The sequence below is a fragment of the Xanthomonas sp. SI genome (assembly GCF_014236855.1).
Taxonomy (GTDB): domain Bacteria; phylum Pseudomonadota; class Gammaproteobacteria; order Xanthomonadales; family Xanthomonadaceae; genus Xanthomonas_A.
Map to the genome: position 1 here is coordinate 3245326 of NZ_CP051261.1, position 14993 is coordinate 3260318.

The following is a 14993-nucleotide window of genomic DNA, read 5'->3' on the forward strand; positions in this document are numbered from 1 at the left end:
ACCGATTCCCTAAGGCTGGATCACGCCTTCTTGTCATCCTTGACTTCAGTGAACTCGGCGTCGACCACGTCGTCGCCGGCGGCCTGCGCACCGCCCGGAGCCGCGCCCGGCTGCTGTTCGCCGGCGGCCGCGGCCGCGTACAGCGACTGACCGGCCTCTTCCAGCGCCTTGGTCTTGGCCTCGATCTGGCCCTTGTCGTCGCCCTTCATCGCCGTTTCCAGGTCCGCCAGCGCCGACTCGACCTTGCCGATCACGTCGCCGCCGACCTTGCTGCCGTGCTCGGTGATCGCGCTGCGGGTGGCGTGGATCAGGCCATCGGCCTGGTTGCGCGCCTGCACCAGCTCATGGAACTTCTTGTCTTCCTCGCGGTTGGCTTCCGCGTCGGCGACCATCCGCTGGATCTCGTCGTCCGACAGGCCGGAGCCGGCCTTGATCTCGACCTTCTGTTCCTTGTTGGTCTTCTTGTCCTTGGCCGACACGTGCAGGATGCCGTTGGCGTCGATGTCGAAGGACACCTCCACCTGCGGCAGGCCGCGCGGCGCCGGCTCGATCCCGGACAGGTCGAACTTGGCCAGCGACTTGTTGTAGCGGGCCTGCTCGCGCTCGCCCTGCAGCACGTGCACGGTGACCGCGGACTGGTTGTCCTCGGCGGTGGAGAAGGTCTGCGAAGCCTTGGTCGGGATCGTGGTGTTCTTCTCGATGATCTTGGTGAACACGCCGCCCAGGGTCTCGATGCCCAGGCTCAGCGGGGTCACGTCGAGCAGCAGCACGTCCTTGACGTCGCCGGCCAGCACGCCGCCCTGGATCGCCGCGCCCAGCGCCACGGCCTCGTCGGGGTTGACGTCCTTGCGCGGCTCCTTGCCGAAGAACTCGGACACCGCCTGTTGCACCTTCGGCATGCGGGTCTGGCCGCCGACCAGGATCACCTCGGTCACGTCGCTGGCGCGCAGGCCGGCGTCGTTGAGCGCGGTGCGGCACGGCTCGATGGTGCGCTTGACCAGGTCCTCGACCAGCGCCTCGAGCTTGGCCCGGGTCAGCTTGATGTTGAGGTGCTTCGGGCCCGACGCGTCGGCGGTGACGTACGGCAGGTTGACTTCGGTCTGCTGCGAGGTCGACAGCTCGATCTTGGCGCGCTCGGCCGCATCCTTCAGGCGCTGCAGCGCCAGCGGATCCTTGCGCAGGTCGATGCCCTGGTCCTTGTTGAATTCCTCGACCAGATAGTCGATGACGCGCTTGTCGAAGTCTTCGCCGCCCAGGAAGGTGTCGCCGTTGGTGGCCAGCACCTCGAACTGCTTCTCGCCGTCGACGTTGGCGATCTCGATGATCGACACGTCGAAGGTGCCGCCGCCCAGGTCGTACACCGCGATCTTGCGATCGCCGCCCTGGCCCTTGTCCAGGCCGTAGGCCAGCGCCGCGGCGGTCGGCTCGTTGATGATGCGCTTGACGTCCAGGCCGGCGATGCGGCCGGCGTCCTTGGTCGCCTGGCGCTGGCTGTCGTTGAAGTACGCTGGCACGGTGATGACCGCCTCGGTGACGGTCTCGCCCAGGAACGCCTCGGCGGTCTTCTTCATCTTCTCCAGCACCTGCGCGGAGATTTCCTGCGAGGCCAGCTTGCGCCCGTCGGCGGTGGCCACCCAGGCGTCGCCGTTATCGTGCTGGACGATGCCGTAGGGGACCAGGCCGATGTCCTTCTGCACTTCGGCGTCGGTGAACTTGCGGCCGATCAGGCGCTTCACCGCGTAGAAAGTGTTCTTCGGATTGGTGACCGCCTGGCGCTTGGCCGAGGCGCCCACCAGCACTTCGCCGTCCTTGGTGTAGGCGACGATCGAGGGCGTGGTGCGGTCGCCTTCGGAATTTTCGATGACGCGGGCTTTGCCGCCGTCCATGATCGCCACGCACGAGTTGGTCGTGCCCAGGTCGATGCCGATGATCTTGCCCATTGGATGACTCCTGAAAATTTCTGGTATCCGGCCGCTGCCGGGGTCTGGTTCGGATATAGGGATGGCCGCAGGTCATTCAAGCCATCACCGCAAATTAGCGTTCTGCCGCGGCCGCGCCGGATTCAGGCGCGGACCGCTGGCGGCACGCGTCAATCGTGCTTGGCGACCACCACCAGCGCCGGCCGCAGCAGGCGTTCGTTGAGCAGGTAGCCCTTCTGGAACACCTGGATCACGTGGCCGGGGGCGACGCCGTCGGCCTCGGCCTGGCTGATCGCCTGGTGGTGCTCCGGGTTGAACGGCTGCCCGGTCGGGTCGAGCAGGGTCAGGCCGTTGTCGGCGGCGACCTTGAGCAGCTGCTTGTAGGTCAGTTCCAGGCCATCGCGCAGCGGGCTGGGTTCGCTGCCGGCGGCGCTCAGGCCGGCGTCCAGGCTGTCGAACACCGGCAGCAGGTCGCCGAGCAGGCGCTCGTTGGCGAACTTGCGCGCCTGTTCGACGTCGCGGGCGATGCGCTTGCGCTGGTTTTCCAGGTCGGCGCGCTCGCGCAGCACGTCGGCCTTGAGCAGCGCCAGCTCGCTGCGCAGCGTCTCGATCTGCGCCTGCAGCGGATCGGTCGCCGGCTGCTGGGCCTCGGACAGGTGTTCAGAATCGAATTCGGGGTGGTCTTGGTTCATTTCCGGTTCCCTGGCGGGAGATGCACCCGCCCTACCGGACCACCTATGTGGGCGTACGGGGCGGATTCAAGATGCTGTGTTGCATCTTCGGGATTGGAGATTGGGGATTCGGGATTGGTCGGAGCGGCGCCACGGCACGCGCCGGCTGCCATATGCCCGCTCCTCCCTGCCCGGCTAGCGCTCTGTCGGCGGGGTCGGGTCCAGGGCCGCGCCGAGGACTTCGGCGGCGGTCTGCACCAGCGGGATCACCCGGTCGTAGTCCATGCGCTTGGGGCCGATCACCCCCAGCACGCCCAGCACCTGGCCGCCGGCCATGTATGGCGCGGTGACCAGCGACACGCTCTCCAGCGGCACCACCCCGGTTTCCTCGCCGATGAAGATGCGCACCCCCGGCGCGCGGATGGTGCGCTCCAGCAGCTGCAGGATCTCGCGCTTGCTGGCGAAGATCTCGAACAATTCGCGCAGCCGCTCCAGGTCCGACAGGTCCTGCACCCCCATCAGCTTGGTCTGCCCGGCCAGCACCATGTCGTCGCCGGCCGGGGCCAACGCCTGCTCGGCCAGCTCCACGCTGTGCGCCAGCAGCAGCTCCATCTCGTCGCGGGCGTGGCGCAGGTCGCGCACCAGGCTGGCGCGGATGTCGGCCAGCGCGCGCCCGGCGAAATGCGCGTTCAGGTAATTGGCCACCCGTTCCAGCTCGGCCGGCTCGTAGGCCTTGCGCGGTTCGATGACCCGGTTCTGCACCTCGTTGTCGGCGAACACCAGGATCGCCAGCACCCGGCGCGCGTCCAGCGGCACGAAATCGATGTGCCGGAACGCGAACTGCTCGCGCTTGGGCGCGCTGACCACGCCGACGAAATGGGTCATTGCCGACAGCAGCTCCGAGGCGCTGCCGAGCAGCGCCTGAGTGCCGGCGGCGTTGCTCATCTCCGCGCGCAGCCGCGCCACCTCGCTCTCGCCCGGCGGGCGCATCTGCACCAGGCTGTCGACGAACACCCGGTAGCCGGTGGCGGTGGGAATGCGCCCGGCCGAGGTGTGCGGCGAGCTGAGCAGGCCGGCGTCCTCCAGATCGGCGAGGATGTTGCGGATCGTCGCCGGGCTCACGTCCAGCCCGGCGTGGCGGGCCAGGGTCTGCGAGCCGACCGGTTCGCCGTCGCGGATATAGCGCGAGATCAGCGTGCGCAACAGCTGCCGGGCGCGTGGGTCGAGCGAGGAGTGGACCGGGGAGGCGCGCATGCAATCAATCCGTGAGACTGGACACTAGATAATGGCTGCATGCCGGCTTGGCAAGTGATTGGCCCACCTACCCCCGCGTGCTAGCGTTGCGCGCCCCTGGATTCCGACCCCCATGCTCAGACATCTCTCGATCAAGGATTTCGCCGTCGTCCGCGGGACCGAACTGGAATTCGGCCCTGGCATGACCGTGGTGTCCGGCGAAACCGGCGCCGGCAAGTCGCTGATGGTGGACGCACTCGGCTTCCTGTCCGGGCTGCGCGCCGACAGCGGCGTGGTCCGCCACGGCGCCGACCGCGCCGAGCTGTCGGCCGAGTTCGCCGTGCCCGAGGCCGCCCCGGCGCGCGCCTGGTTGCGCGAAAACGAGCTCGACGACGACGAACAATGCCAGCTGCGCCGGGTGATCCGCGCCGACGGCGGCTCGCGCGCCTGGATCAACGGCCGCCCGGTGACCCTGTCGCAGTTGGCTGAGCTGGCCGGGCACTTGGTCGAGATCCACGGCCAGCACGAACACCAGGCGCTGCTGTCGCGCGGCAGCCAGCTCGGCCTGCTCGACGCCTACGCCCGCAACGAGGCCGAACGCGCCGCGGTGCGCGCCGCCGCCGTGCGCTGGCAGGCGCTGCTGGCCGAGCGCGAGACGCTGCTGGCGCAGGGCGACGTGTCCGACCGCATCGGCTTCCTCGAGCACCAGCTGGCCGAGCTGCAGCGCGAGGACCTGGCGCCGGCGGCGATCGCCGCACTGGACGCCAACCATCGCCGCCAGGCCCATGCCGCGGCGCTGATCGGTGCCTGCGAGGGCGCCGCGCAGCGGCTCAACGGCGACGAGGCGCCGGCGGTGCTGGAACTGCTGCAGCAGACCCGCCACGAACTGGGCAAGGTCGGCGAATACGAGCCGCGCCTGGCCGAGGTCGACGCGCTGATCGACAGCGCCACGATCCAGCTGGAAGAGGCGCTGGCGCTGGTCGACCGGGTGCGCGACGACCTCGACGCCGATCCGGCGCAGTTCGAGGACATGGAACGCAAGCTGGGCCGGTTGCACGACCTGGCGCGCAAGCACCGGGTCACCCCGGACACGCTGGGCGAGCACCGCGACGCGCTGCTGGCCGAAGTCGAGGGCCTGCGCGGCGCCGGCGAACGGCTGGACGTGCTGGATGCGGAGATCGCCCGCGCCACCCAGGCCTGGCGCGACGCCGCCGCCGCGCTCAGCGGCACCCGCCAGCGTGGCGCGCAGGCGCTGTCGCGCGACACCACCGCGCTGATCGGCGAACTGGGCATGGGCGGCGGGCGCTTCGAGATCCAGCTCGAGCCGCACGAGGCCGAGCGCCCCGACCCGGCCGGCGCCGAGCGCGTCGAGTTCCTGGTCGCGGCCAACGCCGGGCAGCCGCCGCGCGCGCTGCGCAAGGTCGCTTCCGGTGGCGAGCTGTCGCGCATCTCGCTGGCGATCGAGGTCGCCGCGCTGGGCCTGGACGCGGTGCCGACGATGGTGTTCGACGAAGTGGACTCGGGCATCGGCGGCGCGGTCGCCGACATCGTCGGCAAGAAGCTGCGCGCGCTCGGCGAGCAGCGCCAGGTGCTGTGCGTGACCCACCTGCCACAGGTCGCGGCGCAGGGCCATGCCCATTACCGGGTCAGCAAGGCGCCGGTCGAGGGCATGACCCAGAGCTCGGTCGAACTGCTGGCGCCGCGCCAGCGCGAGGAAGAACTGGCGCGGATGCTGGGCGGGGTCGAGGTCAGCAAGGAAGCCCGCGCGGCGGCCAAGCGGCTGTTGCAGAGCGCTGGTTGAGGCGCTCCGGCAGGCTGCGCCGGGCTGGTGGGCCGGGACTGGTCGGCTGGTGGACTGGGACTGGAACTGGGACTGGGCTTCGGTTCGGTAGCTGGGCGCCACTGTGCGCATGGCGCTGGGTCGCCTCAAGCCATCAGGCGACTCGAACCCTGTGACTCGAGCCATCAGGCGATATGAAGCTTGCAGGCTTCGGATGGTGTCGGGTCGGCGCTGAAGCCCCTCCTACAGTGCACCCAGCCAGTTCGTCGCGAGTTCCCTGTAGAAGCGGTTTCAACCGCGACGAGCAGAGCCGTCCGACGACCCAGGGGGCGGAAGGCGTCGGGACTGAAGTCCCTCCCATAGTGCACCCAGCCGGCTAGCCGCAAGCCCCTTGTAGGAGCCATCGGGCGACTTGAGCCGTGTGACTCAGGCCATCAGGGGATATGAAGCTTGCTGGCTTCGGATGGTGTCGGGTCGGGGCTGAAGCCCCTCCTACAGTGCACCCGAGCCAGTCCGTCGCGAGTCCCTGTAGGAGCGGCTTCAGCCGCGACGAACGGAGCCACCAGTTGTTCCGGTCTCGGAAGCAGTCGGGGCTGAAGCCCTTCCCACAGTGCACCCAGCCGGCTCGCCGCAAGCCTCCTGTGGGAGCGACTTCAGTCGCGACGAGCGGAGCTGGGAGATCAGTGACAGCCGGCAATCCGTGGAAACCGAAGCCACTCAGGCCCTTCCTCTCCACGCGGTCCGTGGCGATGGCCCTGCGTCGAACGCTACCGCGCCCGCACTGGCCGAACTCAGCCCTTCTTGCCGGCCGGGCGCTTGCTGCGCACGTACAGCACCAGCGAATGCTCTTCCAGCTCGTAGCCGTGATCGGCGGCGATCTTGCGCTGCAGTTCCTCGATCTCGGCGCTTTCGAATTCGATGACGTTGCCGGTGTCCACGTCCACCATGTGGTCGTGATGGCCGCCGCGGTCCAGTTCGTACACCGCCTGGCCACCTTCGAAATTGTGCTTGAGCACCAGCCCGGCCGCCTCGAACTGGGTCAGGACCCGGTACACCGTGGCCAGGCCGATCTCGTCGCCGTGATCGAGCAGCTGGCGGTAGATCTCTTCCGCCGTCATGTGGTGGCGCGCCGACTTCTGCTCTAGCAGCTCCAGGATGCGCATCCGGGGATGCGTGACCTTCAGGCCGACTTTGCGCAGATCGTGGGATTCCATGGCGTCTCCATTCATAGCTGGTTTAGCGCCAGCTGCCTCGGGATGGGTCGCGGCGGTCATCGGGAGTGTATCATCGACCCGATTTCCCTCAGTACTGTCCCCGATGCGCAATCTCTTGCTGGTCGCCGCTGTTGCCCTGTCCACCGCTGGCTGCGGGATCATCTACAAGCAGCCTATCTACCAAGGCAACCTGATCAAGCAGGCGGCCGTCGATCAGCTCAAGGTCGGCCAAAGCAAGCAGCAGGTCAACGCGCTGCTCGGCACCCCGTCGATCCCGGATCCGTTCCATGCCCAACGCTGGGACTACACCGCGACCGAGCGCCTCGATCGCCTCGGCCGGACCGAGATCAAGAATTTCGTCGTCTACTTCGACAACGACACGGTGACCCGCTGGGAAGGCGACTATTTCCCGGACAACGATTCGGAGTTGGCCAAGAACAGCGTGCGCCAGTTCGGCCGCAACCTGGCCAAGGACAAGAAGAAGCAGCGCCGCAGCGAGTAAGCGTCGCCGGCAACGCGCCTGGCGGCGCTAGCGCGGTTTCGCGCGCCGCCGCCGGGCGTCTTTCGGATCGGCCAGCAATGGCCTGAGCAGTTCGACCCGGTCACCGTCGTGCAGGAGCTGGGTCGGCGCGGCGACGCTGCCATGGATCGCGCAGGGCATGCCCGGCGTCGCCCCGGCCAAGGCCGCTGCGCGCAACGCATCGGCGACGGTGGACCCTTCGGGCAATTGCAGCGCGCGCGCGACGAAGTGGTCCGGCCAGGCCAGCACCACTTCGACCCGCAGCCCGCTCATGCGTCTTCGCGGTCGGCCACGCGCACGAAGTCGTTGACCATGCGGTCGGCCAGGCTCTGGAAGCCCAGCGCCAGCGCCGGTCCCAACAGCCGCGAGGCCGGTTCGAAGTCCAGGGTCAGGCTGACCTTGCTGGCGTGGTCGTTGAAGCCCTGGAACTCCCACTGCCCCTGCAGGCGCTTGAACGGGCCGTCGCGCAGCAGCATATCGATGCGGTCGGGGCGCTGCAGCCGGTTTTCGGTGGTGAACCAGGTACGGAACGAGCCCACGCCCAGGTCCAGCCGCGCCACCAGGTATTGGTCGCTGTGCTCGAGCACATGCGCCGCATCGCACCAGGCGAAGCGGCGCGGATAGGCGGCGACATCATTGACCAGGTCGAACATGCGCGTTGCGGGGTGTTCGACCAGGGCGCTGCGGCGGATGATAGGCATTCGGTGCGGGGAAAGTGGACCAAGACGTTCGGGAGGCCCCGAATCGGAGACAATAGCAAGATGAGCAAGAAACCCGCCAAGGATAAAGCAAACGGCGCGACGGCCAACAAGACCATCGCGTTGAACAAGCGTGCGCGCCACGAATACCACCTGGAGGACCGCTACGAAGCCGGTCTGGCCCTGCAGGGCTGGGAGGTCAAGTCGATCCGCGCCGGCCGCGCCAACATCGGCGAGAGCTATGCGTTCGTGCGCCAGGGCGAACTGTTCCTGTTCGGCGCGCAGTTCACCCCGCTGATCCAGGCCTCCACCCACGTGGTCGCCGACGACCGCCGCACCCGCAAGCTGCTGCTGCACCGGAGCGAGATCGACAAGCTGATCGGCCGCGTCGAGCGCGACGGCTACACCCTGGTGCCCACCGCGATGTACTGGAGCAAGAACAAGATCAAGCTCGAGATCGCGCTGGCCAAGGGCAAGCAGGACCACGACAAGCGCGACGCCGCCAAGGACCGCGACTGGGCCCGCGACAAGCAGCGGATCATGCGGCGTCACAACAAGAACGCGTGATTCGGGATTGGGGATTCGCAAACGCGGCAAGCGAGATGCTGCCGTTACGAATCTCCAATCTCCAATCACCAATCCCTGCCCCATCACGTCCCGCCAAGCATCCGCATCAGGCTCGGCAACCCACGTCCCTGCATGTAGGGATCGCGCTGCAGGTCCAGGCACTGGTCTAACAGCAGTTGCTTGACCCGGTCCGGAAAGCCGATGAATTCGCGGCGCACCGACAGGAACGCGGCGATCAGCCCGGACACGTGCGCGGCCGCCATGCTGGTGCCGCTCATCTCCACCATCCAGGTGCCGGGGTCGTCGGCATCGTAGCGATGGTGGGTCGAGACGATCTTCTCGCCCGGCGCCACCAGGTCCGGCTTGTGCCGGCCGTCGGCGGTCGGGCCGCGCGAGGAGAAGTACGACACGCCGTAGCTGTGCGGGCTGCTCTTGTGCACCGAACCCACCGCCAGCGCCTCCTCCAGGTTGGCCGGGTCGCCGATGCTCAGGTCCAGGTTCATCGGGTAGGCCTGCCCATCGTCCTGCATCAGCCAGGCCAGGCCGTCGTTGCCGGCCGCGATCACCACCACCACGCCCTGCCGCCATAGCCGGCGCAGTTCGTTGCACAGCGGGGTGAAGCCGCAACCGTAGCTTTCCGCATCGAAGTAGCCGCCCAGGCTCAGGTTGACCCCGTGGATGACCAGCTCACCGGCGCGCTCGTTGATCTCGGCGACCTGCTGCACGCCCTTGATGATCCACGAGTCGCGGCCGTTGCCGTCGTCGTCCAGCACCTTCAGCCCGTACAGCCGCGCCTGCGGCGCCATGCCGGCGAAGCGCAGCGGCGTGGCCGGCGCCACCCCAGGCAGCGGCGCCTCGCACTGCCCGGCGATGATCCCGGCCACGTGGGTGCCATGGCCGTTGCCGTCCAGCGCAGCGAAGCCGGTGCCGTCGTCGCGGCGAAGTTCGCGGGCGCGGCCGCGCTGCGTGCAGTCCCATTGCGCCAGCACCGTTTCCGGCAGACCGGGCTGCTGGAAATGCGGATGCGCCGCAGCGATGCCGCTGTCCAGCACCGCCCAGCCGATGCCGCTGCCGAGCGCGCGGTACGCCACCTGCGCCGCGTCGGCCTGCACGGTGCTGCGCGACTGGTAGATCAGGGCGCGCTTGCCGGCGTCGCGCCACAGCCGTTTCAGGCTCAACGTGCGATAGCGCTCGCGCAGGCTTTCGATCTCGAAGCGGGTCAGGCGCGCCGACACGTAGCGCTGCAGCGTGTCCTCCAGCTCGATCGCCGCGTCCAGCGCCTCGCCCTTCAACCCGGTGGACGCCTGGGTCAGCTCGCGCAGCGCCGCGACCAGCTCGCGCTTCAACTGCGCCGGCTCGCGCGCATCCGGCAGGCGGTCCAGTTCGATCAGCACCTCGTGGCGATAGTCCGGCGCGTGCGCCTCCAACTGGTCGGACAGGTCCTTGATCAGCACCGGATGCGCGATCGGCTGGCCGAAGCCGACGCCCACCGCGCGCCGCACCTCGGCGCGGACCTCGGGGATGGACAGATAGCCGGAGCCGGAATGCGGATTGCGCTGCCAATCCGGATTGATGCGCGATCCGGCGATGTTGTGGAAGCGCCCCTGCGCATCGGCGATGTCGTCGCTCAGATCGTCGTCCAGCGCCACCGGATCGCGCCGCTCGGCGACGTTGACCCAGCGCTTCACGCAGGCCGGAAACGGCAACTTCGGCGTGCCGGTCCACTGCTTGAACATGCTGCGCACCACCGGCAGGCCCAGCGGCGAACCCAGGGTCAGCAACAGCGACACCTCGCAGTCCTCGGCCTCGAACTCGCGCAGCACGTCGTAGGCGATCAGCGAGCCCTGGCTGTGCGCGATCACCACGAACGGACCGCCACCGGCACGCATGCGCTGCAGCAGGCTTTCGCGCATCTGCGCGCGCCGCGCCGGCACGAAAAAGAAATCGTGCACGTCCTGCAGCAGCGCGGCGGAGATCAGCTTGAGCAGCATCCGGTTCAGCACGTCGATCGGACCCTGCGCATGCAGGCCGGCGGCCTCCGGTGCGGCGGCCTGCACCTCGTCCAGCAACTGCCGCAGGCACGCGCGTTCGGCGTCGCTGCCGGCCAGCGTATCGGCCAGTTGGCGCAGATCGGCCAGCTGCGGCACCACGCCCAGCGCGCCGAGCACCCGCTGCTCGGCCTGGTTCAACGCCGGGCCGCGGTCCTGGTCCTGGCAACTGCCCGGCTCCGGCGACGGATAGCGCTCGCGGCTGACCCAGTACGCCATGCGCGTGCGCTCGCCCATCTCGCGACCGAACAGGGCGCGATCCCACTGGCAGCGCAGCACCTCGGCCGGCGGCTTGTTGCCGATGCCATGGATGTAGACGACCGTGCGCGCCTGGCCCTGTGCCAGCGAGCTTTGGCCGGTGGCCTTGGGCCTGGTGGTGCGCGCCGGCGCCGGAGTGCTGGCGGCGGTGGTGACACCTGCGCCGAGATGAGACGACGGCGCACGCTTGGCGGCTGCCTGCGGCTTAATTGTCCCGGGTTTGGCCGTCTTGGGCTTGACTGCCCTGGACTTGGCCGCCTTGGGCGCGCCTGTCCTGGCTTTGTCGCCAGCCACTGTCTTCGCCGCTGTACGCCGCGCCGGCCCGCTCGACCGCACGACCGTCTTTTCCGCATTCTTCGCCTCGGCCCGCTGCGCGGCGGCCTTCTTGGGCGTGGCCCTCTTCGCCGCAACGCCATCCCGGGCAGGCGCCGCCCGGCTGGCCTGGGCGGACGCTTTCGCTGGTTTCGCTGCGGCGGCCGCTGCCGTGGCCGCTGGTTTCCCATCGCGCCCGCCGTCGCGCGCACGCTGTTGCCTGGTTGCCATCGCGGTGCTCCATGCCTGGGGGAGATCCGTCGGCGCCTACCGCCAGCTGCGCGCCGAGTGAAGCCAGCTTAAGCCGCCCCTGTCGCAAGACTTGTGACTGCCCTCCCCGATCCCTACACTGTGTCGGTCAGCGTTTTACGTTTTCCCCGGGGGTGCACTGGTTTCGACGGGGGTTGCAAAATCGCTTGGCGCATGCCGAGGGGGCCGCTTTCCTCGTAAATCCAGCAGCAAACTTATAGTTGCCAACGACGACAACTACGCACTGGCCGCTTAAGGCCTAGCCCCGAAATCGCTTGTGTCCGTGCTCGCGACGTAGGGTCATTATCACGGAATCGCCGGTGGTGGCTGCCTGTCAACCATTGGCTAAATAAAGCAGGCTGGTCCCGGGATGCGCTTCGCACATCGTGCTGTTCCGGGATGAGATCTAACGATGAGCTAAGCATGTAGTGCCGGGGATGGAGTGCCTTCGGACGGCGGTTCGATTCCGCCCACCTCCACCATCTGAACGTTCGCAGCAATTCGCGGACGTACGACAAGGGTCGGATTTTCCTGGATTCCAGGGCAATCTGGCCCTTTTTGTTTGTACCCGCCATCGACAAGACGTGCCTTGGCCGGCATGCGCGATGCGCCTGTGGGCGTTGCCGGAATCAGCGCGGTCTACCGCGGAGCAATCGCGACGGCAGCATTCGCAGCGAACACCATCGCCCAGCACACCGATTCGACGCTGCAAGTGAACGGATCGAGGTGTTACCAGTCGTTTATGAGGAGCGCCGGTAGCGCACGGCGCAGCTGAAGGTTGCGAGGCTGCATCGCGATGGATGCATCTGCAACACGTCGAAAGAAGATGGTCCAGCCGCGGATGCCTGCACCCTTGAAGCAGCCCTGAGATTTTACCTACGGCCGCACAGCTGGTGAGGGAAGGATGCGGCAGGCACTGTTAGGAAGATGTCCTCGCCGCGTGTCGGAACGACGACATGCAAGGAACGATGTCCAGCCTTGCGTTGCGTATCCCACAATTCGCGGCGCGCGTCGCTGCACCGCTCTAAGAAACGCAGCCTGCCCAGGCCAGTGCCGGCGACATACCCATCACGCGCGGTCTGTACGGTGACGGCATCGATTGCCGACTCTGGTTCGCCATGCAACTGACCAACGAACAACTGCGCATTCTGCAAGACATTCATGCCACGAAGCCCGTCACCGAAGAAGAGGCGAATTGGGCCGTGCGCGAAAACTACGCCGCGCAAGGCGAAGACGGCGACATCGCGCTCAGCCCGCAAGGCATACGCCTGATCGACGACGAAGCCCAGTAAAGCGTCACAGAGCCGTATCCCGGCGCTGGAAACGGCCGCACGCGGTGGCATGGGCGCCATCGGCTGGATGCGCATATCCAGCTCTCTTCGGCATGGACTACGCAGCAGCATCGCCATCGCGGCCGTGCATGCGCTTGGCGATGTCCTGTGCGAGGCGCTCACTGCCGCCCCTGGCGCGCATGCGAAAGCGGCCGGGCGCAAACGCGCCCGGCCGCTTCAGGATCACCGACGCCCCGCTCTACCGGAAGACTTTCCGGCAACGCGCGACGCGGCAGATCACGCCGCTTCGCGCAACAAGCCGCCAATGCCGGCGATCGCGCCGCCGATCGCCTGGGTGCGGTGATCGTCGCTCATCGCCACGCCTTCGGCGCGGACGAACTCGATGTCGGTGATGCCGAAGAAGCCGAACGCGGCACGCAGGTAGGTTTCCTGGAAATCGTTTGCCGCCGCCGGGCTGCCCGGGCTGTAGATGCCACCGCGCGAAGACGCGACGATCACGCGCTTGCCGCCTGCCAGGCCTTCCGGACCGGCTGCACCGTAGCGGAAGGTCTTGCCGGCCACGGCGAGGCGGTCGATCCAGGCCTTCAGCGAGCTGGCGATGCCGAAGTTGTACATCGGCGCGCCGATCACGACGACGTCGGCGGCCAGGAACTCTTCCAGTACCTGGCTGTTTTCGATGGCCGCCGGCTCGGCATCGCCGGCCGGCGGCGCCCAGTGGCTCAGCGGCGCGGCATGCACGTCGCGGTAGGCGACGTCCACCCCCGGATGCGCGGCGACGAACTCGGCGACGATGGCCGCGGTCAGGCCGCGCGAGACGGAATGCGCGCCAAGCGCGCTGCTGTCGATGTGCAGGAGTTTCATGGAGGTTCCTTTGCGTTGACCGCGTAGCGGCATGGCAAAGACGATACGCGCGAAACAATCCAACGATTAGCCCGTCTAAAGTACACTGATCGTTCGCAACGAGAAACGATGAGCCCGACGATGGACGGCGTCCTGCACGACCTCAACGATCTGTATTTCTTCGCCTCGGTGGTCGAACACGGCGGATTTTCCGCCGCCGGGCGCGCGCTGGGCCTGCCCAAGTCGCGGCTGAGCAAGCGCATCGCCCAACTCGAGGAGCGCCTCGGCGTGCGCCTGCTGCAGCGGACCACACGGCGTTTCGTGGTCACCGAGGTCGGCACGCGCTTCTACCAGCACTGCCGCGCGGTGCTGGAAGAAGCGCGCGCCGCGCAGGAGGCGGTCGACGAACTGCGCACCGAGCCGCGCGGCGTGGTGCGGGTCAGCTGCCCGGTGTCGCTGGCGCAGAACGTGCTGGGCCCGATCCTGCCGGCGTTCCTGCTCGAACACCCCAAGGTGCAGGTGCGGCTCACCGCGACCAACCGCCGCGTGGACGTGATCGGCGAAGGCTACGACGTGGCGATCCGCGTGCGCGACAAACTCGATACCGATGCCACCCTGGTGGTGCGCAGCATCGGCCATGCGCGCAGCATGCTGGTGGCCAGCCGCGCGTTCCTGGACACGCATGGCCGTCCGCAGACCCTGCAGGAGCTGGCCCAGTTGCCGGCGTTGTCGATGTTCGAGCACGAGGGCGCGCAGCTGTGGGAACTGCTCGACGGCGACGGCAACAAGACCGCGATCGAGGTCGTGCCACGGCTGGTCAGCGGGGATTTCTCGGTGCTGATCGCCGCCGCCGTGCAACACTGCGGAGTGGCGCTGCTACCCGAGCAATACTGCGCCCCGCTGCTCGACAACGGCATGCTGGAATGGGTGTTGCCGGACTACAGCACCGCCCAGGGCCTGCTGCATTTCGTCTACCCGAGCCGCCGCGGCCTGCTGCCGGCGATCCGTAGCTTCGTCGATTTCCTGGCCGAACGCCTGCCGCAGGCCACGTTCCACCACGACTGCCAGCGGCTGGCGGCCGACCAGAGCCAGGCGGCCAGGCTGCAAATGGCCCGCGTCGCCGGCACCGTTCCCGCAGCGGCTGCGGTACCCGTGCCTCAGCGGGAGTGAAGCCCAAGGGCAACGCCCACCCTGCGCCGGCTCACGCCTTTTGCCAATTAAGGAGCATGGCGGATCGGCACGCGGCACCGCCCGAGGGCAAGGCCAGCTGCCCGGCGATCGGCCCGCGCTGCCGCACTCACGCGGCCGATGCGGCGGACGGCACACAATTTGCTTCTCCACTGCGACCCTAACGCAGCGCGATGCCCGCATGTACGCCTTTCTCGCCTTTCT

General features: G+C 67.9%; 13 protein-coding genes and 1 other RNA gene. 6 read left to right on the plus strand and 8 right to left on the minus strand.

Going from position 1 to position 14993, the window contains the following annotated elements:
• Positions 1–20: 20 nt before the first annotated feature.
• From dnaK to hrcA, 3 genes are all read right to left on the minus strand, one after another.
• On the minus strand, positions 21–1940 hold the full coding sequence (gene dnaK, locus HEP75_RS13540) for a molecular chaperone DnaK (RefSeq protein WP_185823879.1): 1920 nt from the start codon (positions 1938–1940) through the stop codon (positions 21–23).
• A 149-nt stretch (positions 1941–2089) separates the two neighbouring features.
• Positions 2090–2611 carry a nucleotide exchange factor GrpE gene (gene grpE / locus HEP75_RS13545; RefSeq protein WP_185816172.1) on the minus strand — a complete coding sequence of 174 codons (522 nt, stop codon included), beginning with the start codon at positions 2609–2611 and terminating at the stop codon, positions 2090–2092.
• A gap of 174 nt (positions 2612–2785) precedes the next feature.
• Positions 2786–3844, minus strand: coding sequence for a heat-inducible transcriptional repressor HrcA (gene hrcA, locus HEP75_RS13550; protein ID WP_185823880.1), 1059 nt, complete (start codon positions 3842–3844; stop codon positions 2786–2788).
• A 112-nt stretch (positions 3845–3956) separates the two neighbouring features.
• On the opposite strand from hrcA, the gene recN reads away from it, so the two are divergent.
• A complete protein-coding gene (gene recN, locus HEP75_RS13555) occupies positions 3957–5624 on the plus strand; it encodes a DNA repair protein RecN (protein ID WP_185823881.1) in 1668 nt (555 codons plus the stop codon).
• Between the two features lie 770 nt (positions 5625–6394).
• Here recN and fur read toward each other — a convergent pair.
• The gene (gene fur / locus HEP75_RS13560; RefSeq protein ID WP_179565169.1) at positions 6395–6817 is read right to left on the minus strand and encodes a ferric iron uptake transcriptional regulator; all 423 of its coding nucleotides are present in this window, start codon (positions 6815–6817) and stop codon (positions 6395–6397) included.
• Between the two features lie 103 nt (positions 6818–6920).
• On the opposite strand from fur, the gene bamE reads away from it, so the two are divergent.
• Positions 6921–7319 (plus strand): outer membrane protein assembly factor BamE, encoded by a 399-nt coding sequence (gene bamE / locus HEP75_RS13565; protein WP_185816169.1) that lies wholly within the window; start codon positions 6921–6923, stop codon positions 7317–7319.
• A gap of 27 nt (positions 7320–7346) precedes the next feature.
• Here bamE and HEP75_RS13570 read toward each other — a convergent pair whose 3' ends face one another.
• On the minus strand, positions 7347–7610 hold the full coding sequence (locus HEP75_RS13570) for an RnfH family protein (protein WP_185823882.1): 264 nt from the start codon (positions 7608–7610) through the stop codon (positions 7347–7349).
• A complete protein-coding gene (locus HEP75_RS13575; RefSeq protein WP_179565174.1) occupies positions 7607–8038 on the minus strand; it encodes an SRPBCC family protein in 432 nt (143 codons plus the stop codon). The genes HEP75_RS13570 and HEP75_RS13575 overlap by 4 nt, the downstream gene beginning before the upstream one ends.
• A gap of 60 nt (positions 8039–8098) precedes the next feature.
• Here HEP75_RS13575 and smpB point away from each other — a divergent pair, with 60 nt between their 5' ends.
• The gene (smpB, locus tag HEP75_RS13580; RefSeq protein WP_003467984.1) at positions 8099–8602 is read left to right on the plus strand and encodes an SsrA-binding protein SmpB; all 504 of its coding nucleotides are present in this window, start codon (positions 8099–8101) and stop codon (positions 8600–8602) included.
• Positions 8603–8685: 83 nt separating this feature from the next.
• Here the strand turns inward: smpB and HEP75_RS13585 are convergent, their stop codons facing one another.
• Complete coding sequence (locus HEP75_RS13585) at positions 8686–11202, minus strand: S8 family peptidase (protein ID WP_345776765.1); 2517 nt, start codon at positions 11200–11202, stop codon at positions 8686–8688.
• 397 nt (positions 11203–11599) lie between these two features.
• On the opposite strand from HEP75_RS13585, the gene ssrA reads away from it, so the two are divergent.
• Both ssrA and HEP75_RS13595 read left to right on the plus strand, forming a co-directional pair.
• Positions 11600–11951: a transfer-messenger RNA gene (gene ssrA, locus HEP75_RS13590) on the plus strand.
• Positions 11952–12587: 636 nt separating this feature from the next.
• Positions 12588–12761 (plus strand): hypothetical protein, encoded by a 174-nt coding sequence (locus tag HEP75_RS13595; protein WP_185816167.1) that lies wholly within the window; start codon positions 12588–12590, stop codon positions 12759–12761.
• A gap of 276 nt (positions 12762–13037) precedes the next feature.
• Here HEP75_RS13595 and HEP75_RS13600 read toward each other — a convergent pair whose 3' ends face one another.
• On the minus strand, positions 13038–13622 hold the full coding sequence (locus tag HEP75_RS13600) for an NAD(P)H-dependent oxidoreductase (protein WP_185823883.1): 585 nt from the start codon (positions 13620–13622) through the stop codon (positions 13038–13040).
• Between the two features lie 108 nt (positions 13623–13730).
• Between HEP75_RS13600 and HEP75_RS13605 the strand changes: the two genes are divergently transcribed.
• On the plus strand, positions 13731–14771 hold the full coding sequence (locus HEP75_RS13605; protein ID WP_255423731.1) for a LysR substrate-binding domain-containing protein: 1041 nt from the start codon (positions 13731–13733) through the stop codon (positions 14769–14771).
• The last annotated feature ends 222 nt before the right edge of the window (positions 14772–14993 follow it).